This is a genomic window from Clostridium sp. UMB9555A, from assembly GCF_030222355.1.
In the GTDB taxonomy this organism is placed as follows: domain Bacteria; phylum Bacillota; class Clostridia; order Clostridiales; family Clostridiaceae; genus Sarcina; species Sarcina perfringens.
The window spans coordinates 837,263-859,623 of the sequence record NZ_JASORQ010000002.1 but is presented as its reverse complement, the minus strand read 5'-3'; the positions used below and the strand labels follow the sequence as shown (position 1 = coordinate 859,623).

General features: G+C 25.6%; 21 protein-coding genes. 14 read left to right on the top strand and 7 right to left on the bottom strand.

Going from position 1 to position 22,361, the window contains the following annotated elements; translation table 11 throughout:
• Positions 1 to 53: 53 nt before the first annotated feature.
• From QP548_RS09235 to QP548_RS09205, 7 genes are all read left to right on the top strand, one after another.
• Positions 54 to 755, top strand: coding sequence for an ABC transporter ATP-binding protein (locus QP548_RS09235; RefSeq protein ID WP_003457044.1), 702 nt, complete (start codon positions 54 to 56; stop codon positions 753 to 755).
• Positions 756 to 771: 16 nt separating this feature from the next.
• Positions 772 to 4,170 (top strand): FtsX-like permease family protein, encoded by a 3,399-nt coding sequence (locus QP548_RS09230; RefSeq protein WP_061426693.1) that lies wholly within the window; start codon positions 772 to 774, stop codon positions 4,168 to 4,170.
• 511 nt (positions 4,171 to 4,681) lie between these two features.
• Positions 4,682 to 5,047 (top strand): DUF6483 family protein, encoded by a 366-nt coding sequence (locus tag QP548_RS09225; RefSeq protein WP_061426695.1) that lies wholly within the window; start codon positions 4,682 to 4,684, stop codon positions 5,045 to 5,047.
• Positions 5,048 to 5,208: 161 nt separating this feature from the next.
• Positions 5,209 to 5,730, top strand: a complete 522-nt coding sequence (locus tag QP548_RS09220; RefSeq protein WP_003477060.1) for a GNAT family N-acetyltransferase — start codon at positions 5,209 to 5,211, stop codon at positions 5,728 to 5,730.
• Positions 5,731 to 5,977: 247 nt separating this feature from the next.
• On the top strand, positions 5,978 to 6,316 hold the full coding sequence (locus QP548_RS09215) for a bacteriocin immunity protein (protein WP_003457030.1): 339 nt from the start codon (positions 5,978 to 5,980) through the stop codon (positions 6,314 to 6,316).
• Positions 6,317 to 6,367: 51 nt separating this feature from the next.
• A complete protein-coding gene (locus QP548_RS09210) occupies positions 6,368 to 6,934 on the top strand; it encodes a hypothetical protein (protein ID WP_236907333.1) in 567 nt (188 codons plus the stop codon).
• A gap of 26 nt (positions 6,935 to 6,960) precedes the next feature.
• Positions 6,961 to 7,311: a hypothetical protein gene (locus QP548_RS09205; protein WP_236907334.1), complete on the top strand. Its 351-nt coding sequence runs from the start codon at positions 6,961 to 6,963 to the stop codon at positions 7,309 to 7,311.
• Between the two features lie 135 nt (positions 7,312 to 7,446).
• On the opposite strand, the gene cls is transcribed toward QP548_RS09205, so the two are convergent.
• Both cls and QP548_RS09195 read right to left on the bottom strand, forming a co-directional pair.
• Positions 7,447 to 8,904 carry a cardiolipin synthase gene (gene cls, locus QP548_RS09200; protein ID WP_061426697.1) on the bottom strand — a complete coding sequence of 486 codons (1,458 nt, stop codon included), beginning with the start codon at positions 8,902 to 8,904 and terminating at the stop codon, positions 7,447 to 7,449.
• A gap of 46 nt (positions 8,905 to 8,950) precedes the next feature.
• Complete coding sequence (locus tag QP548_RS09195; RefSeq protein WP_242945111.1) at positions 8,951 to 9,133, bottom strand: hypothetical protein; 183 nt, start codon at positions 9,131 to 9,133, stop codon at positions 8,951 to 8,953.
• Positions 9,134 to 9,780: 647 nt separating this feature from the next.
• On the opposite strand from QP548_RS09195, the gene QP548_RS09190 reads away from it, so the two are divergent.
• Together QP548_RS09190 and QP548_RS09185 are read left to right on the top strand one after the other, a co-directional pair.
• On the top strand, positions 9,781 to 10,215 hold the full coding sequence (locus QP548_RS09190) for a helix-turn-helix transcriptional regulator (protein WP_224387240.1): 435 nt from the start codon (positions 9,781 to 9,783) through the stop codon (positions 10,213 to 10,215).
• A 168-nt stretch (positions 10,216 to 10,383) separates the two neighbouring features.
• Positions 10,384 to 10,878 (top strand): NAD(+) diphosphatase, encoded by a 495-nt coding sequence (locus QP548_RS09185; RefSeq protein WP_061426703.1) that lies wholly within the window; start codon positions 10,384 to 10,386, stop codon positions 10,876 to 10,878.
• Between the two features lie 92 nt (positions 10,879 to 10,970).
• On the opposite strand, the gene codA is transcribed toward QP548_RS09185, so the two are convergent.
• On the bottom strand, positions 10,971 to 12,233 hold the full coding sequence (gene codA / locus QP548_RS09180; RefSeq protein WP_061426706.1) for a cytosine deaminase: 1,263 nt from the start codon (positions 12,231 to 12,233) through the stop codon (positions 10,971 to 10,973).
• 447 nt (positions 12,234 to 12,680) lie between these two features.
• On the opposite strand from codA, the gene QP548_RS09175 reads away from it, so the two are divergent.
• Together QP548_RS09175 and QP548_RS09170 are read left to right on the top strand one after the other, a co-directional pair.
• Positions 12,681 to 13,436 carry a creatininase gene (locus QP548_RS09175; protein WP_003453056.1) on the top strand — a complete coding sequence of 252 codons (756 nt, stop codon included), beginning with the start codon at positions 12,681 to 12,683 and terminating at the stop codon, positions 13,434 to 13,436.
• Positions 13,437 to 13,484: 48 nt separating this feature from the next.
• Positions 13,485 to 14,411 carry a DMT family transporter gene (locus QP548_RS09170; RefSeq protein ID WP_003457034.1) on the top strand — a complete coding sequence of 309 codons (927 nt, stop codon included), beginning with the start codon at positions 13,485 to 13,487 and terminating at the stop codon, positions 14,409 to 14,411.
• A 109-nt stretch (positions 14,412 to 14,520) separates the two neighbouring features.
• Here the strand turns inward: QP548_RS09170 and QP548_RS09165 are convergent, their stop codons facing one another.
• On the bottom strand, positions 14,521 to 15,720 hold the full coding sequence (locus QP548_RS09165) for a PucR family transcriptional regulator (RefSeq protein WP_061426708.1): 1,200 nt from the start codon (positions 15,718 to 15,720) through the stop codon (positions 14,521 to 14,523).
• A 772-nt stretch (positions 15,721 to 16,492) separates the two neighbouring features.
• Between QP548_RS09165 and QP548_RS09160 the strand changes: the two genes are divergently transcribed.
• Both QP548_RS09160 and QP548_RS09155 read left to right on the top strand, forming a co-directional pair.
• Complete coding sequence (locus QP548_RS09160) at positions 16,493 to 17,071, top strand: hypothetical protein (RefSeq protein WP_061426710.1); 579 nt, start codon at positions 16,493 to 16,495, stop codon at positions 17,069 to 17,071.
• Between the two features lie 219 nt (positions 17,072 to 17,290).
• Entirely contained in the window at positions 17,291 to 17,701 is a 411-nt protein-coding gene (locus tag QP548_RS09155) for a peptide deformylase (protein WP_061426712.1), read from the top strand.
• 286 nt (positions 17,702 to 17,987) lie between these two features.
• On the opposite strand, the gene QP548_RS09150 is transcribed toward QP548_RS09155, so the two are convergent.
• Both QP548_RS09150 and QP548_RS09145 read right to left on the bottom strand, forming a co-directional pair.
• Entirely contained in the window at positions 17,988 to 19,367 is a 1,380-nt protein-coding gene (locus tag QP548_RS09150; RefSeq protein ID WP_061426714.1) for a DUF2812 domain-containing protein, read from the bottom strand.
• 202 nt (positions 19,368 to 19,569) lie between these two features.
• Positions 19,570 to 20,265, bottom strand: coding sequence for a YjjG family noncanonical pyrimidine nucleotidase (locus tag QP548_RS09145; RefSeq protein WP_061426716.1), 696 nt, complete (start codon positions 20,263 to 20,265; stop codon positions 19,570 to 19,572).
• 226 nt (positions 20,266 to 20,491) lie between these two features.
• Here QP548_RS09145 and QP548_RS09140 point away from each other — a divergent pair, with 226 nt between their 5' ends.
• Positions 20,492 to 21,445: a hypothetical protein gene (locus QP548_RS09140; protein WP_061426718.1), complete on the top strand. Its 954-nt coding sequence runs from the start codon at positions 20,492 to 20,494 to the stop codon at positions 21,443 to 21,445.
• 234 nt (positions 21,446 to 21,679) lie between these two features.
• On the opposite strand, the gene QP548_RS09135 is transcribed toward QP548_RS09140, so the two are convergent.
• Positions 21,680 to 22,309: a GNAT family N-acetyltransferase gene (locus QP548_RS09135; protein WP_061426720.1), complete on the bottom strand. Its 630-nt coding sequence runs from the start codon at positions 22,307 to 22,309 to the stop codon at positions 21,680 to 21,682.
• Positions 22,310 to 22,361 lie beyond the last annotated feature (52 nt).

Below are 22,361 nucleotides of genomic sequence, written 5' to 3'. Positions count from 1 at the left end.
TGAGTATATAGTAAATTTTTTATGATGTAATTGTTAGTTTAGGGAGGAATAAGATGGCATATATAGATGTGATAGATGTTCACAAGAGATATAAAATTGGGGAAAACATAGTTGTTGCTAATAATGGAATTAATTTTTCTATTGATAAGGGAGAATTTGTTGTTATTTTAGGACCAAGTGGAGCAGGAAAATCAACTACTCTTAATATTTTAGGGGGAATGGATAGCTGTGATGAAGGTAAAATAATCATTGATGAAACTGATATATCTAAATTTAGTAATAGAGAGCTTACTAAGTATAGAAGATATGATGTTGGATTTGTATTTCAGTTTTATAATTTAGTACAAAACTTAACTGCAAAGGAAAATGTGGAACTTGCCACTCAAATTTCAAATAATGCCTTAGATGTTGAGAAAACATTAGAGTTAGTTGGACTTGGACATAGAAAGGATAACTTTCCAGCACAATTATCTGGTGGAGAGCAACAAAGGGTTTCTATTGCTAGAGCCATTGCAAAAAATCCAAAACTTTTACTTTGTGATGAGCCAACAGGAGCTTTAGATTATAGTACAGGTAAGCAAATTTTAAAAATACTTCAAGATACATGTAGAAAGATAGGAACTACGGTAATAATAATAACTCATAACTCAGCAATAGCACCTATGGCTGACAAGGTTATTAAGATTAATGATGCAAAAGTTAGAAGTATTGAGATTAATTCTAATCCAATCTCAGTTGAAGAAATAGAGTGGTAGGAGTGAATAGTTTTAGATGAAGGCATATAAAAAGTCTATAGTAAGAGAAATTCTATCATCAAAAGCCAGATTCTTTTCTATAATGGTAATTATATTTTTAGGGGTTGCCTTTTATTCTGGAATAAAATCAGCAGGCCCAGATATGAATAAAACCATAAATAAGTTTTATAATAGTGAAAATCTTATGGATAGCAAGATTATTTCAACTTTAGGATTAAGTGATAAAGATTTGGATTTACTTAAGAATGATCCTAAGATTTTAGATTATTATGGTACTCATAGTATAGATGCAAACTTAACTAATATGAGCAATGTGGTTAAGTTTATGGAGTATGATGGAAAGAACAATATAAATAATTTAGTTATATTAGAAGGTAAGTTACCAGAAAAAAGTGGTGAAATAGCTTTAGATGAAAGAGCTTTTAAGCTTAATAAAAACTTAAAAATCGGTGATGATTTTAAAATTGAGACTGATGAAAATACAATGAAGAACTTTAAAGAAAGTAAGTTTAAAATCGTTGGGATTGTAAAAAGTCCAATGTATATTGAAAAAGAGTCAAGAGGATCAACTACTGTTGGAAAAGGAACTATTGATTACTTTGGTGTATTAAATAGCAATGATATAAATATGGATGCTTACACTGAAATATATGTAAGATTTAAGAATGTACAAGGTCTTGATGCTTATGGAGATGAGTACAAGGAATTAATGGAAGAGAATAATAAATATCTTGAAGATTTATACTCTAATAGAGAAGTAGAAAGAGTTGAAGAGATAAAAGGGGAAGCAAAAAAAGAGTTTAATAAGGCTTATGAAGAGTTAAATGAAAATGAAAAGTTACTTTTAGATAAGGAAAAAGAATTACAAGAGGGGAAAGCACAATTAGCAGAAGGGAAAAAACAATATAGTGATAAAAAGTTAGAGTTTGAAAAGGGAATTAAAGAAGGAGAAGCCAATATTCTAAAGGGTGAAAAGCAATTAGAAGAAGGGCAGGCTGAAATTAAGAAGCAAAAGTCTAATATGGAAGGGGGAGAAGCAAAGTTAAATGATGCAAAAACTACCCTTCATAATAGTAGACAAGAATTTTTAAATCAGGGAATTAATCCAGATGAAAGTACAAATGGATTAAAAGAGAAAATAGAAAATCTAAAAAGTTTATCTAAAACAATGACTTCTCTATCTAATGATATAAAAAATACAGTTAATAATCTTTCAGAAAATGAAAAAATACCAGCAGAAAAGATTCAGTACTGGAAAGGCATAGTAGCTAACTTAGGATTAAATGAGTTAGGTGGAGCAATAGAGGACTTAGAAAAAAATCCAGAAAATAAAAATATTGCTTTAGGACTTTCTGATTCTCTAGATAAAAGTGTTAAATTAACTAATGATAATACTTTAAAATTACAAGTATTATTAGATGGAATAACTAAATATCAAGAAGGAAAAAATCAGTATGAAACTCAAGTGGCTTTATTTAATGCAGGTAAAAGTAAACTTTATGAAGCTGAAAAACAATTAGAAAATGGTAAGGCAGAATTAGCTAAGGGAAAAAAATCTCTTGAGGAAGGAAAAGCTAAAGGAGAAAGAGAACTTAAAAAGGCAAAGAAGAAGTTAGATGAATCAGAAGAAAAGTTAAAAGAGGGCCAAAAAGCAATAGAAGAAAATAAGGAAAAACTAGCAGAAGGAAGAAAAGAAATTGAAGAAAAAGAAAAATCAACCTTAAATGATTTGGATGAATGTAATTACTACGTATTTGATAGAACGGATAATCCAGGATACTCAGGATACAAGGATTCTATTAATAGTTTAGATAGCATTGCATCAGTATTACCTGTGTTTTTCTTTATAGTGGCAGTCTTAATTTGTTTAACAACAATGACCAGAATGGTAGAGGAGAAGAGAATAGAAATAGGTACTATGAAGGCTTTAGGATATGGAGATTTTGAAATTTCCTTAAAGTTTGTAATATATGCAGCCTTAGCAAGTATTCTAGGATGTCTACTTGGAATATTAGTTGGAAGCAATATTCTTCCTAAAATAATAAGTAATGCTTATACAAGTGTATATGCTCTTCCAAGTATAGATACTTATTACTATCCATCTTATATAATTCAAGCTTTAGTAATATCCATATTATGTACAGTGGGAGCAGCCTTATTTGTTGTAAGAGTTGAGCTTAAAAATAAGCCATCAAATCTTATGAGACCAAAGGCTCCAAAACTAGGTAAAAAGATATTATTAGAAAGAATTACACCGATTTGGAAAAGATTAAACTTTAATCAAAAGGTAACATTTAGAAATATATTTAGATATAAACAGCGTATGCTTATGACTATCTTTGGTATTTCAGGATGTATGGCACTTCTTGTTACTGGTTTTGGACTTAAGGATTCAAATACTGGAATGGTTGAAAAGCAATTTGATAAGTTATGGAAATATGAAACTATGGTAGTCTTTGGAGATAATCCTACAGAAACAGAGATTGAAAAATATAATGAAACTTTAAAAGAATTACCTGGATATGAAAATAATTTAAGAATGCACCAAGAATCAGTAACCTTTAGCAAAGAAGGAATGAATAAGCAAACAGTTAGTCTATATGTACCTGAAAATAAAGGTGAGCTAGATGAGTTTACACTTTTAAATGATAGAATTTCAGGAGAAAAATATGAGATTCCAGATGAGGGTGTTATTATTAATGAAAAATTAGGAAAACTTTTAGGGGTATCCATTGGAGATACAATAACCTTTAAGGATGAAAATAATAATCCTCATGAGGTGAAAGTAGAGGAGATAGCTGAAAATTATCTTATGCATTCAATGTATATGTCACCAGAATATTATGAAAAAGTCTTTGGGAAGAAGGCTAATTATAATACAGATCTTATAAACTTTGATAAGAGTAAGATCAATGAAGATGAAATATCCTCAAAACTTATGGAATGCAAGGACGTTGTGAATGTAACAATGACATCACAAATAGAAAAGACAACTAAAGAGTCAGCAGCTAACATGAATGTAGTAATGCTAGTAATAATATTATCAGCAGGATCATTAGCTTTTGTAGTTTTATACAATCTAAACAATATAAATGTATCTGAGCGTATAAGAGAACTATCAACCATAAAAGTTCTTGGATTCTTTGATGATGAAGTTACAATGTATATATTAAGGGAAAATATAATCTTAACCTTATTAGGAATATTGGCAGGATCAGTTTTAGGAAAGGTTCTACATGCCTTCATAATAAGGACATCAGAAACAGATACTATGATGATGTATCCTAAGATACATATATCAAGTTATATATTCTCAGCTTTAATAACTATACTTTTCACAGTAATAGTTATGATACTTATGCATGTTAAGTTAAGAAAAGTTAATATGATTGATGCATTGAAATCAAATGAATAAAAAAGAAAATAGGATGTATTGAGGTATAAAAATAAAACTTACAAACATATTCCGAGAATTACTAGATTTTAAGTGAAAGTCCAAATTTTAATTTGGAAACTTGAACTTATCCAATGGAACTTTGGTTACATTGGAGTCATTTTAATAATTATTATTCCGAAGATATTACTAAAACTTAGAAACTTAAGTGAAAGCCCAAATTTTTAATTTGGAATCTTGAACTTATGCAATCGAACTTTGTGAGATTGTATTCCTAAGAAATTAACAGTCTCAGTTTTTAACGTAATCTCTTCTCCATAATAATTTAAATTCTAAAGCTCATCTAGATATTCTCTTCATACTGTTTGTAAGTTTTATTAATGTTTATTTTTGTATACGCCCTTTTGCTTTAATTGCTTATAACTAAGAAAATATATAAGAATTCTTTAGTTAATTTGAAAGCTATAAAATTCAAAAAATGTAATTAAATGTTTGTAAGGTGATATAATATAAATACTGGGAGGGATTTATTATGCGCTTTGAACAGGATTATATTAAACGAGTTATAGATTCTATAGGGAAAATGTGTGTTGCTATTGTGACTAGTAAGAATGCTATTGAAAGTAATATAGAAGATAATAATTATGATATGAAAATTTCAGAAGATGATTTATTAGAGATTATGGTTAAAAAATATGTTGATCAAGGAAATATAAATGAAGCTGAAAATATAATTTTTGAAGCTATAAAAATTCACAAAACTAAAAAGAGTTATGAAATTGCTTTAGATTTTTATAAACATATAAATGACTATAGTGATGAGAAATTAAAAGAACTTAATTTTTCAAGGGAAGAAATAGTAGATGGGTTAAATGAAATTAAAAATACATTTAGATAAGTTTTTGATTAACTACAAATAGAACATATTAATCCTTAAGTGGTGAAAGTTTTGAAGATTAATTAAAAGTTAAAGTTCAGATGATGAAATTTTAATATATTCTTTAAAAAATAAGTAAATTTAATTTATTTTTAAGCGAATTGTTAAAAGGGGATGGTATTATGAGATTAGAAACTGATAGAATAATTCTTCGTAATTTTAAGGAGGAAGATTTAGAAGATTTTCATGAATATTGTAGTCAGGAGGGAGTAGGAGAAATGGCTGGGTGGAAACATCACAGCGATTTATTAACTTCAAAGGAAGCATTATATAGGAATATTAAAAATACGAATATTTTTGCAATAGAGCATAAAAAAGACAGCAAGGTAATAGGTCATATATCAATAAATGAGGATTCTGAGGATGGAAGAGATGACACAAAGGAACTTGGTTTTGTATTGAATCGAAATTATCAGAATAAAGGAATAATGACAGAAGTGGTTTATGAAATTCTTAATTATTTATTCATTAATGATATAGAATATGTGTATGCTTGTTGTTTTAAAAATAATAAGGCATCTAAAGGTTTAATTGAAAAGTGTGGGTTTACTTTAGAAAATGAAGGATCATTTTACTCAGAATCACTTGATAAAACTTTTGAGTCATTTGAATATGTTTATAGAAAAAATGAGTGGACTAGATAAAAATAAAAATTTTTAAAATGCAAGACTTCTAAAATTATGAAATTAATGTTAAAATTATACTATTAAGTGTTTTGATTTTATTAACAAATAAAATAGATATTGATAAATAAATATTAAAAAATAATCAGCAATTATGATAAATATGCTGATTATTTTTATAATATCTTGATTTTATGAGTATAAAAAACTATTTCAAGGATATTGCATTATGGATGCAATATTCTAAGGAGTTTTAGGAGGTATTTTTATGGAAAATTCAGAGAAATTAAGCAGAAAAGAAAAAAGAGAATTAGTGGAAAATAATTTATTAGCACGAGTTTATGATTTAATTCTAAATGAACAAACTTCTGAAGAAGAACGTAGTAACTTAGTTGAATTTAAAAATGCAGTTGAAAGTGGAAAAGATTTTCAATTAGAAACAATGAAATTAGCAGAAACTTTAAGACAATTAGCACTTAGTAAGTTTAAACATAAAGAAAAACTTAGTGATGAAGTTAGTAAGTTTTATATGGACATTTCTACTACAGGACTATTTGAGAAAAATTTAGCTATTGGTTTATGTGCAACTAAACTTTGGTTTCAATAAAATTGAAAATTACTCTAGTTACTTTAAAAAGAAATTTGGAGGATCTCTATTATGATATTAATAGAAATATTATGTGTTTTAGTAAATTTAATAAACTTGATATTAGTTTTAAAGTTGAAAAATATAGTTGTTGAAGGAGAATATATAATAGAAAGTCAAGAAATTAGAAAGGTATTAGTAGGGCCCATAGTAATTTTTATTTTTTTAATAACTTTAATTTTAGTCAAGCAAACAATGATCATACCACTTTTATTAGTTTTTGAGGGTTTCTATTTAATTAGTTTAAGATGTAAACTTTACGACTTAGAGTTTTTATCAAAAGATAGGAGAAAGTACATAGATATAAATAAATTAATTTTTAAAGATATGGATAGTAACGAAAATTCCGATATTAGTATGACAAAGGAATTTATAAATATAATAAATTCTAATGATATGGTAGAAAATTTAGATGAATACAAATATAAATACAAACTAACAGATATCCAGATGAATTATTTATTAGAATCCTTAATTTGTGAACCTAATAGTATATATACCAAATATAATGCTTACATTTATGTTAATTATGATTTGAGATTACTAGAAATAAATAGTAGCTTTAAAAAAGTAATATAAGGGAATTTGAATTTAGAAATATATTAATGGTAAATGAATATGAGATTCTTGAAAAAATTAGAAATATAAATGAAATTTCTGAAGAGAGTAAATTAGAAAGTAGTGTATATTTTTTATTAATGAATTATTTTAAATTAAAAGAATATACTACAAAATTAGATGAGAATAACTATATTGAATATAGTAATAATAATTCAAAGTTATTTGATATATATTTTAATCATTTAGATGAATGTATAAATAAATTAAGTGATCAATCTATAAAAATTTCTTTAAAGGCTATAGAAGCAGGAATACCTATAGAAATTATTAGTGATATAACAGGTGTATCATTATTAAAATTAAAGAAGTTTGTTGATGATAAAATAGATAAATAATATTTTATTGAATTTATTAATATGAAAAAAGTTATTATAATTAACCTTGGAATTAAAAAATAATTTTATAGGATTCTTTTGAATAATTAAAAGAATCCTATAAAGATAGATACTTTTATTAAGCTTTATTTTAGATTAAAGTAAAGCTGAGAAGAGTTTTGAAAATGATTCTTTAATTTTAACGGAAGTTCCTCTCTTAAGATACTCTTCCCTAGTCAATTCTTTTGAAATAAGCATGTCCTTTTCAAACTGTTTACGTTGTATTTTTGCTATTTCACCTGAGTATAGCATAGCAATTACTTCAAAGTTTAGTTCAAAGCTTCTTGTATCCATATTGGCAGTTCCTATTGAACATACTTCATCATCTATAACTAAGGTTTTAGAGTGAAGGAAAGCATTCTTGTCATAATGATATATTTTTACTCCAAAGTTTAGTAAATCTCCAGCGTATTTTAGATTTGCCCAATAAACAAAGGGGTGATCACCTTTACCAGGTATCATTATTCTTACATCAACTCCAGAAATAGATGCAAGTTTTAAACTATCAGCTATGCTGTTATCTAAAATTAAGTATGGTGATTGTATATAAATATATTTTTTAGCTTTTTGAATCATTTCTAAATATGATAATTTGATTTCATAAAAGTTATCAGGGTTAGGGCCACTAGATATTATTTGCATACCACACTTTGAATAATTAGCCATTGTAGAAGGGGCTTGTTCATTTTTATAATCTATTAAGTGGCTTAAATCAATATCTTCCTTAGTAGCATATCTCCAATCAGCCCAAAATCTTAAATCTAAGTCTCTTACTGAGTCACCCATGAATTTTATATGAGTATCTCTCCAGTAACCAAACTTAGGATCTTTACCTAAATATTCATCTCCCACATTAAAGCCACCAACATAGCCTACTTTATTATCTATAACTATTATTTTACGATGGTTTCTAAAGTTCATGTTTATGTTTATTAATCTAAGTAGGGAAGGGAAGAATTCACCAACTTTTACACCAGCATCAATTGCAGACTGAAGTTTTTTTCTATTAGTGGTTCTACTTCCTACAGAGTCATATAATAATCTTACCTCAACGCCAGCTTTAGCTTTTTCTTTAAGGATATCTAAGATCTTTGAACCAATATCATCATTTTTGAATATGTAAAATTCTATATTTATGCTTTTTTTTGCTTTCTTTAAGCTTTCTAAAATATCATCAAATAATTCTTTACCATCAAAAAATACTTTAGTTTCCACATCTTTTCTATAAGGTGAGTACTCCATACTTTCAATAGCTTTAATCATATCAGAATGCTTGGCTCTTTTTAAATCATCATTTGAATTATCAGCACTTTTTAATTTTTTTATATATTTATCAAAGAGAGTAAGTTCAGATTTTTTCATTATAAAAATATCTTTAGTATTAACTTTTCTTCCTAGCATTAAAAATAGAATAAAGCCTATGTATGGTAATATAATTAATACTAATGTCCAAGAAATTATACTCTTAGAAGAACGATTCTCTTTAAAAATCATATAAAAAATAGTTAATAAGTTTACAATATGAACTAAATTAGAGAAAAAAGTAAAAATCATAATTAATAAATCCTTTCTATAGTTCTTATTATTTTATAAATTCATTTTAGTTATTTTGTTTTTGAATTGAATATACAAAATTTTTAATATAATCATTATATAAATTATCATTAGTTATAAAGTTTTCTGGATTTCTATCTTCTAGCAAGATATTATTAATAATCCTATTAATATAATACTTATTATTTTCTTTTTGGATTAAACAAGTATAATCTGTTTTAATGTCCATTTTTTCTCCCTGTAAAACCTGTAACTCCACTATATAATTATTAGAATCTTTTTCATATATACTATTTATTTTAACTTTAAATTTTTTATATTTATTTTTGTAATCAAGAAAACGATTTTTATTTAAAGTTAGCAAAGTAATTAATCTATGATTATTTACAACATTTGAATAATCTAAAGGCTTATTATTATAATCAATTTCAAAAAATTCAGTTAAAAGATTATATATAGGTTGTTCTATTTTATCATTATTCTTTAAATTTTTATTTTTAAATAAATAAAAATAAGAAATAGTAATTACTAAAAAAATTATAATTATGGTAAACAATTTCTTTTTCGTAATAATTCACTTCCCTTATTTTAAAATTTTTATATTAATGAGAATTTCAATATATTTTCCATTAGCAAATTTTTAGCAAGTTAAATTATAAAAATTGCTGTTTAAATAAGAAAATCTAGTGGCTTTTAGAATCATGAGAATTACTAATATTATATACTATTTTAACATGAAAATATAAGTTGAAAAGAAAGGTCTGGTTTATAAACAAGTAAATCTACGCTAATAATTAATAGAAACTATTGGTTTACAATGTGTAAACTACTAGATGCTTGAATAAGTATAGGGATATAGAGATAATTATATTTGAGGTGAGCAATTTGGGGTTTAATAATAAGTTAAAGGAATTAAGAAAAGAAAAAAATATATCACAGGAACAGCTTGCTAAGGAGTTAAATATATCTCGTCAAGCAATATCAAAATGGGAATCAGGTAAAGCTTATCCGGATATTGACAATCTTATTTTATTAAGAAAAATATTTGGTGTTAGTTTAGATGAGTTGATTATGGAAGAAGAGGAGAAGGTAGAAGAAAATAATTCTAAACAAGAGTTAATAGAAAGTAGTGAAAAAGGAATATTTGAAGATATAGATAGTGAAGCAGAGGAATTTTCGGTTAATTTGATTTTGGGTGGATTTATAATAGGAATTGGTATTGGATTAGTTACAGAAAATTTTATGTGGGGGACTGCTGGAGCGTTTATAGGCATTGGTATAGGATATTTATTAGAAAGTGTAAAAAAATAAGAGAAAATATATTTAATATCTGATGTATGTTATTTATACTATATATTTTTGACTAAGCTATAGAAAAGAAATATAATAAAAGGTAAATTCTCACTGTAGTGGGGAAATAAGAGACTAAGGATAAATCAACTAGTATAATCTATATACTAGATATAAGGAGTAAAGAATATGAATTATTGCTTTCAGTGTGGCACTAAATTAATAAATAAACAATGTAATAATGAGGGGGAGGTTCCATATTGCAATAAGTGTGAAATGTTTCATTTCCCAACATTTAGTTCAGCTATAAGTGCAATTGTTTTAAATCCTGATAAAAATAAAGTGTTGCTTATACAACAATATGGAAGAAAAGATAATATACTTGTAGCAGGATACATTAGTAAGGGTGAAAATGCAGAACAGACCTTAGTAAGAGAAATAAAAGAAGAGACAGGTCTTAATGTTAAAGATTATCAATATATGAAGAGCAGTTATTATGAAAAAACTAATACATTAATGTGTAATTTTATTTGTGTGGTAGATAGTGAAGATTTAAGTCAAATTAATGAGGAAGTTGATAAAGCAGAATGGTTTTCTTTTGAAGAGGTATTAAAAAATATTAAAAGCAAAAGTTTAGCTGAGGAATTTTTAATATATGCCTTCAAAAAGATGAATTACATATAATATTTAAATAACCTTATAGAAAAAGCTAGTGTAATATAAAGAAATAAAATTAAGGATATACTTTTAAAGTATATCCTTAATTTATATGGTGACTATTTTAATAGAGTTATTTTTGTATCTATTACTTCTGGTTCTCTCTTAAATAGGAATTCTCCTCTTCTTACAGAGCAGTTAACTCCAACTCTTTCAAGGATTGCATCAAATTCATTTTTAGCATTTAAAACTATGAAGTTAGCATCTTTTCCTACTTCTATACCATATTTGTCTTGGATATGAAGAGTTTTAGCACCATTTGTTGTGATTAAATCTAAGGCATTATTAATTTCATCAACAGACATCATATGACATATATGAATACCAGCATCTAAGATATTCATTAGGTTACCATTTCCTAATGGATACCATGGGTCTGAGATTGAATCTTGAGCAAAACAAACATTAATTCCTGCATCATTTAATTCTTTAACTCTTGTAAGACCTCTTCTCTTTGGATAAGTGTCATATCTTCCTTGTAAGTGAATATTTTCTGTTGGACATGATATGAAGTTCATTTTTGATAATTTTAAAAGTTTGAATAATTTAAATGCATAAGCATTATTATATGAACCCATAGCACAAGCATGGCTTGCAGTTGTAAGTTCTCCAATTCCATTTAAATAAGATTCTGCTGCTAATAATTCAACAAATCTTGATTGATCATCATCAGTTTCATCACAGTGAATATCTATTAATTTGTTATATTTCATTGCAAGTTCTATAGTTTTCTTAACTGATTTTTCTCCCATTTCTCTTGTGAATTCAAAGTGAGGAATAGCACCAACTACATCAGCACCCATTTTTAAAGCTTCTTCTACTAATTCATCTCCACCTTTATAAGAATACATTCCTTCTTGTGGGAAAGCTATGATTTGAATATCTATAATATCTTTATATTCTTCTTTTAATTCCATAATAGCTTTTAATCCTGTAAACTTAGGATCTGTTACATCAACATGTGTTCTCATATATTGAGTACCATATAAAATCTCTTTTTTAAGAGCTATTCTTGCACGTTCTTTAATTTCATCTATTGTCATGTTTCCTTTTGTTTCAGACCATCTTTGAATTCCTTCAAAAAGAGTTCCTGTTCCATTGTTTGCACCAGGCATACGAGCTGTATATACATAGTCTAAATGAATATGTGGATCAACATAAGGTGGTACAACAAGATCTCCTTTTAAATCATAAGTTTCTACATCTTTATATTTTTCAGAAAGATTTGGACCTATTTCCTTATAAACTCCATTTTCAACAAGTAAATCAACTAGTGTTTCATTTCCTTTTAATCTAGCATTTTTAAATAAAATAGCTTTCATTTAAATAATCTCCCTTCAGTTTTTGGTATTTTACTAAAAAAATTTACTTATATCATTATTAATAAATTGAAATTTCTATTATTTTTAGTAATGACTTGTCAATAAGGAAAGTTTAGCATGAAAGATTTATCTAGTCATTGTATCAAATATACAAGAATAGTTTAAGATTACTGTGCACATAAAGAACATATTTTGGTAAATAGATTTGTATTTTTAGTACATTGTCACCAAAAAATACTCATTGTATACTGAGAGCATAGCAAAATTCACATAAAGAATTTTCAATTAAAGCTACATTTAATGAAGTTTTGATTTTTAGCTAGATCTTTAGGTGTGTTTAATTTTGCAAAGGATTACTTTTGTAGAAATGCTTCTTATAGTTCTAGCTAAAAATCAATCTTTAATAAAGATAAGCTGAATAATAAGACAAGAAAAGGGGAATTTATTATGTATGAAAATGTAAAAATGGAAAACATGACATGGAGAGAATTTGCGAAGAAAAAAGATGATGTAATTATATTACCAATAGGATCTACAGAACAACATGGACCTCATCTTCCAACTTGTGTAGATACTGTAATAGCAAATGGATTTGCTTATAGAATTGCTGAAAAAATAAATGGGGTAGTTGCTCCTGCTTTATCATATGGATATAAATCAAAACCATTAAGTGGTGGTGGCCCATTATTCCCAGGAACTATAGATTTAAATGGAGCTACATTACAAGCTTTAGTAATGGATATAATAGACGAATTTGTTCGTGATGGATTTACAAAAATATTTATATTAAGTGCTCACTTTGAAAATGAAGCATTCATAGTAGAAGCTATGGATTTATGTTCCGCAAAATATGGAGATAAAGTACAATTACTTCTTACTAACTGGTGGGATCCAATGTCACCTGACGTAATTGATAAGGTATTTGATGAAGTACCATTCCCAGGTTGGGCTTTAGAACATGCTGCAGTTACAGAAACATCATTAATGATGTATTTTGCACCAGAACTTGTTAGAGAAGATAAGATCATGGATACAGAAAATGCTAGCCCTGCAACTTATTATAGATACCCAATAGAAAAAGATATTGTTCCTGAAACTGGAATACTTGCATCAGCTAAATCTTCATCAGCTGAAAGAGGAAAAATAATAGTTGATGATGTTATTCCAAACATTATCGAAATTATTGACAAAGCTTTTAAATAATATTAAATTAGTATTTGATAAATTTAAGCAGAAAAAGTAGGGGATACTATGAAATTAAAAGGAATTATTTTAACTATGCTATCTTCAATTACCTTTGGTTTTGCCTTTACACTTGGGCCAATGACCTATGGTCTTGAAGGAAGCAACCCTGTGACATTAACTTTTTTAAGAAACTTTTTAAGTTTGCCATTTTTATTAGTAATTATTTTACTTTTAAAAATAGATTTAAGAGTAACAAAGAAACAACTTAGAGATCTAATAATACTTGGTTTCGTTGGGAATGCAATAACAACTTTAATGTTAAATATGGCATTTGCTTGCATAGATGTTGGAATAGTTACACCTATACATTTTACTTACCCAATATTTGTAACATTAGGTTGTGTAATATTCTTCCACGAAAAATTAAGTAAACAAAAAGTCTTTGCATTAATTATTGCTATGTCAGGTATAGGATGTTTCTTTATTACAGCGTTAAATTCAGCATCTTTTGGAAAAAGTACATTGTTAGGATTAATTTTAGCCGTTGCATCTGGAATGTTCTATGCATTCTATATTATATTTATGGATAAAAGTGGTTTAAAAAGTGAGCCACCTTTTAAAATAACATTCTATGTAGCAATAGCTTCAACAGTAGGTATGTTTATCTATGGAATGCTTACAAAGGAACTTGTATTATCTTCATTGACACATAAAGCATGGGGATTATCAGCAATATTTGCTTTTTTATGTACAGTTGTAGCATTATCATTATTACAAGTGGGTATAAAATATATTGGTGCTAGTGAAGCTGCGGTTATAAGTACATTTGAACCTATAACAAGTGTTATCTTTGGAGCAATACTTTTAGGTGAAGAAATAACATTAATGAAAATAATTGCATGTTCATTAATATTTGCAGGAGTATTAATACTATCCTTTGCAAAAGAAAAGTCAAAGTCTAATATAAAAATAAAAGAATCAGTTACCAATTAATTGCAATAAACTATGGACTATATAAAAATTGTTTGTAGAATTTTTATATAGTCCATTTTAATATTTTAAATATATAATTATTAATCTTTATTTAAAGGGTAGTCCACATTTATAATTTATTTTGTAAATTAAGAAATTCAAAAATCAATATGCTATTAAAAAGTTCTAAGTCAGTCATAGCATCATCTAAATCCCTTTGTAAAAGATTTTTTATTGTGGATAATCTATAAAGTAAAGTATTCCTATGAATAAAAAGTTCTTGAGAAGTTTTTAGTAAATGTCTATTATTTTTAAAATAGCATTTTAAAGTTTCTAATAAATTCATTCCATGACTTTTATCATATTCTAAAATAGGACCTATGTTTTCATAGCAATATTGTTCAACGTCCTTAATTTCAGCTAACTCAATAAACAATCTTATAATGCCTAGTTCGTTATATTTAATAACTTTTGAATCGTTATCATACATGTCAATCATGGATAAAGCTTTAAAGGCCTCTTTATAACTTGCTTTAATATCAGAATTAGTTTTTCTTATACGGCTAAAACCTAAGTTCATTTCAATATTTTCTGAATATCTAGAACACATAAGGTTAAAACCAGATTCAATATATTCTAAGGATTTTTTTGCTTCTTCATAATCATTAGCAAATACCAAACTCAATAGATAATTTGCATACTCCATATGGATTAAAGTATAATTTTTCCCTTTTAAGCCATCATCTAAGGAATTAGTTATGTGCTTGCTAATATTCTCTGTATCATAAGGAATATTTGAGGATTTTCTCATTTTCAGTATGCAAATATAATGAAAGGGTCTTAACTTTATATTATAAAATTCCGCCAGGGCGTTTATATCATCACTTAATTGATCTTGTGAAAAAAGAAGTGATTCAAGAAAATGCTTACCATTTTTTGACTCTTCTCTTTTTTGTTCTATTTTTAGAAAAATTTCCTGTATAATATCAATTAATTTTATATCCCAAGGCATTATAAATAGGGGAAGAGCCTCATTATTTGCTCTATCAATCATGGTATCTGTTATTTTATCTATATTTTTATCATCAATTAAAATAACAATACCTGCAAGTTTCTTTTGAATACATTCTTCTAGTAAAAGTGAGAGATTTTCATCATTATCTTTATAAATAACAAAGAGTAACTCTCCTCCATAAAGCCAATTTGAAATAGATTCTGTTGTCCTTACATAGGGCAAAGAAATTTGGTTATTTAGTCCACTTTCTCCAGCTAACAATTTTGCTTTTGAAAAATACTTAAGTTGAAATAAATCTTTGCAACAAAAACTCATAAAGTCACTCCTTTTAATCCCATTTCATTCCATCTTATTTATTTTACCATTTTTTATAAATATATTAAATATTAATTAATATATTTACATATTTGTTTATTACATTTGTATTTTAAGTATGATTTTTTTAAAAGATTGTTAATTTTAGACCTTATTAGGGCTAATAATTAAGAGAGTATGATATTAAAATTGAAAAGATAATAGAACCAATATTAACAGCTTTAACTTTAGGAATAGTTGGAGTTATTTTAGCTATTATTAAAAGTGTTGAAGATGTTATTATTCAATATATAGCTAAGAAAAAAGAAATGGTAGAACAAAAACTAAAGCTAGATCAGCATGAAGAAGAAATTAAAACAGCTAAACAAATATAGAATATTGTTGAGGAAAAATATAGTATAAAAGATAACATAAAAGACTTAGCAAAATCAAAAGCAGATTATTTCGATAAATTACTTTTAGAAAAAATACCATATTTAACTGAAGAATAAGTAAAGATGTTACGTTAGGCTATAGCTGGAGAAGTTAATTGAAGATAGTTTAAAACAACAAGCTATACAATTAGTAGAAGAAAATAAAAAACTTAAAGAACAATTAGAAATCCTTATAGGTAAGTTATATGAAAAAATGTAATATACACAATTTGATTATATTGTGTATTAAGCAATAAAAATGTTCTTTGAAAATTGAATAGTATGGTATTGGGAAGATATGTTATAATTGATTCCTAATAGTATTACTATGCGAAGTAAATATTAGTGTATATGAGAAGGTGATTATTATAAATAAAACAGTAATAATAGCAGTGTCAGGTGTTACAGCAAGTGGAAAAACAACTATTATAAACGAACTTAAAAAAAATATAAAAAGTGCTAAATCACTTCATTTTGATGATTATGATTTTGAAGGAGAAGTTGAAGATTTTTATCAATGGGTGATTAATGGAGCAGATTATAATGTATGGAATTTAGAACCACTAAAAGAAGATATATTGAAATTTAAAGGAGATAATGAGACTCAATACATTTTATTAGATTATCCATTTGCATATAAAAATAATTTGATTAAACCATTTATAGATTGTACGATTTTTATTAATACTCCATTAGATATAGCAATGGCAAGACGTGTATTACGTGATATGCATAATAGTACTGGGGATGAAATCAGGGAAGACATGAGTTTTTATTTGAAATATGCGAGAATTGCATATGAAGAAATGTTAAATACTATTCTTCCAAATTCAGATTATGTTATAGATGGCAGTATGCAGTTAGCTGAAATTGTCAAACAAATCATGGATATAATAAAAATAAATTATGAGTGCAAAACTAAAGAAAGTAAGTCGTAATATTAATATATCACTGACATAAAATCAAATATTAATTAATGAAGATACTGTATTATTCAAAAGAATATGCGGTATTTTTTAGTACGCAATTCAAAGAAATTGTGTGATAATTATAATCATAAAATAATTTCATTATAGATTAGATAAATTATATGTAGTCTATGTGTAAAGTTAGTAAAATAAAAGTGTATTGATATATATAGAAAGGTTGGAATAAATATGATAAGACCCATTGTTAAGGATGTATTATTTTTAAGGCAAAAATCAGAACTTGCAACTAAAGAAGATATAGGAATTATTGATGATTTAGTTGATACCCTAAGAGCAAATTTAGAGAGTTGTGTTGGTATGGCTGCCAATATGATAGGGGTGAAAAAGCGCATACTTGTATTTAGTATAGGAAATATTATAGTTCCTATGGTTAATCCAGTTATACTAAAAAAAGAGAAAAGTTATGAAACTGAAGAGAGTTGCTTATCTTTAACTGGCTTCAGAAAAACAACAAGATATGAAATAATTGAGGTGGAATATCTTGATAGAAATTTCAAGAAACACAAAGAAACATTTTCAGGATTTACTGCACAGATTATTCAACATGAAGTTGATCATTTTGAGGGCATAATAATATAGTAAGATGAGTAATAAAAGGCTAATATGAATTTGGTATTTTAAGTTCAGCATTTTTTATTGTATCAGATTGAGCTTATTTTTTTAAAACTTAAAAACTAAAAATCTAAATATTTTCATAATGATTTAGCTAGTTTTAATAGTAAAGGATAATAAGTTTAAAAGATATAAAAAAGTAGATGATTTTATTTTTACATAGAATCATCTACTTTTTAATTATTAAATTTAGTTTTTAATGAATACTTATAATGAAAATATTCTTATAAAATAGATTATTGTTTTTAATATATTAATTATTAGGTAGAGTTACATTTTTATTGAAGATATTTTTTAGAATTATTTGTATAAAATCTTCATTATTAATGTCTTTAAAAGAGTTTTCAATGTCAATGATTTTATTGTTTGAAACAAAAGTAAATCTATTTATAGGATTTTCAAGTGAGTATATCTTTATTCCATCTACTATTAAGGGTTCTTTAATAACAAAGTTTGGATTATGTTCTAGGTTAAGTTTAGTTTTAAAGTCAATTAAAGATTTTTCAACAGCAGATATTAGAAATTTATAGTCACTTTCAAAAAATAAATAATTTAAGGTATTATCAACATCTATGTAATTAGAATAATATATTTGTTTTGCTAAGATACTACTGTTTTCATTTACATATATGTCATTAGATTCATTATTATATATTTTAAAATCATTTAAAGTTAAAGGAAGTGTAGTTTCTGACATATGAATATTACCTATAAATCCATCACCTGCTATGCCTGTAATGGTGTTTAATGTAACAAAAATAACTAAGAAAAAAGAGAACACAATACTTATAGATCTTATAATAATATTTGTTCTTTTTGAGTACTTATTTTTTTCTATCAATTTTCTAGTGAAAATATCTACTAAGAATATTACAAAAAACATTAATATAGCTAATAATATTGATATAGGTTCATTTAAAGAATTATTTTTTCCTATAATATCTGCAAATAAAAATATTAAAATCAAAGATATAATGCTTATATTGATTACTTTCTTTATTAGATTTTTTCTTTTGAATTTCTTAAATGAAGAGCAGGGAATAGCTAGTCCATTATTTATTGCTTTTTTAACTTTTATGCTCCAAGAAATAAAGAATATAATTTCAATAACATTAGTTATAGTAAAGAGGATTAATGCAATTATTGATAGTAAACTTAAATTAGATGTTAGTAGATATACTATACTTCCATTAGAAATTTGATTATATATGTTAAAAGATAAAATCAATATAATTAGCAAATTAGGAAAGATTTCAAATAATGATGATTTAAAAAGACATTTAAATTTTTCATTTTCATCTCTGTTAATTGGTAATAAACTAGAACTTTCTTCTGAATAGAAAATATTTAAATTGCCTTTTTCACATATATATTTCCAACCAGCACTTTCATAGTATTCTCTACTTGGAATAGAAGAACTTAAATTTTGAGTTTCTGATGAAGAATTTTTATCAATTGGCTCTACTAAATATTTTAGTTTTTTAGGTTCAGTCTTTATAAATTTAAAGCTATATCCCATTATAGATTTTAATAGCCAACCTTTCAGTGCCATTTCCTCTAAGTACTCTCTAATAGAATTATATTCATAGCTAAAGAATACAAAGTATTTACTTTTTTTATCTTTATTTATCATAGTTTACCCCCTAAATAAATAATTACTAATTTTCAAATATTATATTTAATCTTTTGTATTCTTAATGTAAAAATATTTTTTATAACTAATTTTTATATAAATTACTATGATTACTTTTATTAATATTGCTATGAATATTTTTTTTAGTTAACTAAAACACTATAGAAATTTTTATAGTATAAATACCATAAATTTCTTAGATTTATTTATTGTTTAATAGTAAAGTCTTTAATTCATCAAAGCTAGAAATTTCATAAGTAGGTTTTATTGAGGTTTCGTTTTTTATCTTGTTAGGGTTGTACCAACAAGTGTCTATACCAAAGTTTATACCACCTTGTATATCAGAAGTTAAGCTATCTCCAACCATTAATACTTTACTCTTATCAGAAAAATTCATATGTTTTAGAGTGTGCTCAAAGACTTTTGGATCAGGTTTTGATATTAGTATTTCTTCAGAAATTACTATAGGGTCAAAATATTTTGCTATAGTAGATTGTCTTATTCTTTTATCTTGAACAGAAATAAGACCATTAGTTATTATAGAAAGTTTATAAGATTTATTAAGATTTTCTATAAGGTCAGTACTATCCTCATATAAAAAAGAAGCATCAGCTAAATGATTCATATATGATTTAGCAAAGTTAGCTGCATCAAAATTTATATTTAATTTATCTGATAATCTTTTAAATCTTTCTATTTTTAATTTCTTTTGCGTAATAAGTCCTTGCTCAAACTCTTTCCATATAGCAGTATTTATTTCTTTATATACTTTTAAATGGTAGTTTTCGTCATATGCTATATTAAAGTCAAGCATAGCATTTTTAAAGGCTTCCTTTTCAGATTTTTTAAAATCAAATAGGGTTTCATCTGCATCAAATAGTATAACTTCATATTTCATAATATATCCTCCAGCTTTTGTATTTTTATATAAATAGTTTCATTATTAATTGAATCAAAGATTTTTTATTTATCTTTTTATGATATTTTACATTAAAAGGAATGATTATTAAAGTAGTTTTTTATTTATATCTATTTACAAATTTATATAAATAAAATAATATATTTGTAAAATATAACACTTAAGCTATATTAAGTTATTTATATTTTTATGGGGGAGGAGTTACATGAAGGGGAAGAAATTAAGTGTTTCAGGAGTTATTTTAATAATAAGTTTTTTAATTTATATTGTTTATTTGGTTTCAAGCAATATTTTATTAAACTATGGTATGGAGTTTAGAGAAAGTGTTATAGAATTTATTGCGTGGGATAAGTTTGTATTTGTAATAATGTTGAATATATTAATTATTAGAATAATTATGAAGAGAAAAAAGATAGGAAAAGAAATGAAGTTGTTTTTTACTCTTATATCTTTTTTTATAAGTGCTATTATAACGTTTATTTTTGTTTTAGCACCATATATTTTAATTTCAAGAGTGGAAGCTTTAGCATATAAAGAAGGAAGATTAGTAGTAGCTGCTTCTAGTGATGGATTACATGATTCAAGGATAAGTTTTTATGAACCTATAAATTCTATTGTTATGAAGAATAGTGATATTGAGGATGTACATCATAATGCTCCTAACAATTGTTATTATTATGGAAAATCTAACTTTTTAGAAAATCCTGATTTTGATATAAGGGAAGAATCTAATTATGAGGATTTAAAACCATGGAGTGCAAAGGAAAAATTTAGCCATGAAGTGTTTAATTATTTAGGAAATCAAACTTACGATTTTGGTGGTATAGTAATTAAATTTAATAAAAAAGAAACATGGGTGAAAGAAGCTTCTATAGAAAGAAATATAGTTAAGTATGATGATGTAAATATAATAGGTGAAAATATTGAGACTATTAAAGAAAATATAAGTAAATTAAAAAGAGATTATGATGGCAGTACTATATATGAGGAATTTTTAGATGAAAAAGGTAATAGGAATGTTAGAATTGGTAGTAAGTATAGATTTAACACTAAAGAAGAGTATAGCATATCTTATTATAACACGACTTTAGTTCTTAATGATAATGGCATAGTTACTTCAGTTAAATATTTAAATAATAATTTTGAAGATGTAGATTAAGGTTTATACTTAGTAAATAAAAATTATTTAACTTATTAAAATATGATTTATATAAAAATATAAATACAAATGAGATTTTTTAGTAAGTTTTGATTTAATAAAATTTTTTCTTTCACCTTATTTTAAGAAATTTTTATAAGTCATCACTAAATTTTAAGGTGGATTTATTTGACTTTAAATCAGATATTTAATGGATTTAACCTCATTTGTATTTTTTTATTTTTAAGAGAACTTTTAATAGGAATAGGTATATAAAAATGTTTTTAAATTTGAGTCTACAGTTTTTAAATAAACATCTACTTCATTTAAACAATTAAAACCTTGGCTCTTATAAAATCCATAATTACATCTATCATCTGTAAATAAATAAAGAGAGGAGGATTTCATAGATTGCATATATTTTAAAGAATAATTTAATAAAGTTTTTCCAATTCCAAGACCTCTAGCTTCTTCAGATACAATAAATAAATTAATGCAACTATCAAAAAGATTTTCTTTCCCATTTAATAATTCAGAGTAGGCTTCTTTTATTTTAATAAATTCACCGATTTCATTTTCATCTCTAATATTTTCTATAGGAAGAGTAGTTGGATATTTTTCTTCCTCTAAAGGATTAAAAAGATGGTTATAATTAGTTGAATCTCCATTAGCTTTACATAATATAAATCCTAAAACTTTATCATCCTTAGAAGCAACTTTAATAAATGAGCTTTCACAAATACTTTCCTTAAGATAAGAGTTGGTTATTATCTTCAAAAGTGCTTTATTATGAATAAACTTATCAAAGTTAAAGACATTTTTAATTAAGTTTTCAAACTGATTTAAATCCTCTTTTTTTACATCTCTATATATTACATCTTTCATAAATACATCATCCTTTCCAATTAAATATTATCTACAATAAGAAAGTATAAAG

Excerpts from the sequence above, each read along its gene's own strand:
- QP548_RS09235 (WP_003457044.1), top strand. The coding sequence starts at position 54 with ATGGCATATATAGATGTGATAGATGTTCACAAGAGATATAAAATTGGG.
- QP548_RS09230 (WP_061426693.1), top strand. The coding sequence starts at position 772 with ATGAAGGCATATAAAAAGTCTATAGTAAGAGAAATTCTATCATCAAAA.
- QP548_RS09225 (WP_061426695.1), top strand. The coding sequence starts at position 4,682 with ATGCGCTTTGAACAGGATTATATTAAACGAGTTATAGATTCTATAGGG.
- QP548_RS09220 (WP_003477060.1), top strand. The coding sequence starts at position 5,209 with ATGAGATTAGAAACTGATAGAATAATTCTTCGTAATTTTAAGGAGGAA.
- QP548_RS09215 (WP_003457030.1), top strand. The coding sequence starts at position 5,978 with ATGGAAAATTCAGAGAAATTAAGCAGAAAAGAAAAAAGAGAATTAGTG.
- QP548_RS09210 (WP_236907333.1), top strand. The coding sequence starts at position 6,368 with ATGATATTAATAGAAATATTATGTGTTTTAGTAAATTTAATAAACTTG.
- QP548_RS09205 (WP_236907334.1), top strand. The coding sequence starts at position 6,961 with ATGGTAAATGAATATGAGATTCTTGAAAAAATTAGAAATATAAATGAA.
- cls (WP_061426697.1), bottom strand. The coding sequence starts at position 8,904 with ATGATTTTTACTTTTTTCTCTAATTTAGTTCATATTGTAAACTTATTA.
- QP548_RS09195 (WP_242945111.1), bottom strand. The coding sequence starts at position 9,133 with ATGGACATTAAAACAGATTATACTTGTTTAATCCAAAAAGAAAATAAT.
- QP548_RS09185 (WP_061426703.1), top strand. The coding sequence starts at position 10,384 with ATGAATTATTGCTTTCAGTGTGGCACTAAATTAATAAATAAACAATGT.
- codA (WP_061426706.1), bottom strand. The coding sequence starts at position 12,233 with ATGAAAGCTATTTTATTTAAAAATGCTAGATTAAAAGGAAATGAAACA.
- QP548_RS09175 (WP_003453056.1), top strand. The coding sequence starts at position 12,681 with ATGTATGAAAATGTAAAAATGGAAAACATGACATGGAGAGAATTTGCG.
- QP548_RS09170 (WP_003457034.1), top strand. The coding sequence starts at position 13,485 with ATGAAATTAAAAGGAATTATTTTAACTATGCTATCTTCAATTACCTTT.
- QP548_RS09165 (WP_061426708.1), bottom strand. The coding sequence starts at position 15,720 with ATGAGTTTTTGTTGCAAAGATTTATTTCAACTTAAGTATTTTTCAAAA.
- QP548_RS09155 (WP_061426712.1), top strand. The coding sequence starts at position 17,291 with ATGATAAGACCCATTGTTAAGGATGTATTATTTTTAAGGCAAAAATCA.
- QP548_RS09150 (WP_061426714.1), bottom strand. The coding sequence starts at position 19,367 with ATGATAAATAAAGATAAAAAAAGTAAATACTTTGTATTCTTTAGCTAT.
- QP548_RS09145 (WP_061426716.1), bottom strand. The coding sequence starts at position 20,265 with ATGAAATATGAAGTTATACTATTTGATGCAGATGAAACCCTATTTGAT.
- QP548_RS09140 (WP_061426718.1), top strand. The coding sequence starts at position 20,492 with ATGAAGGGGAAGAAATTAAGTGTTTCAGGAGTTATTTTAATAATAAGT.
- QP548_RS09135 (WP_061426720.1), bottom strand. The coding sequence starts at position 22,309 with ATGAAAGATGTAATATATAGAGATGTAAAAAAAGAGGATTTAAATCAG.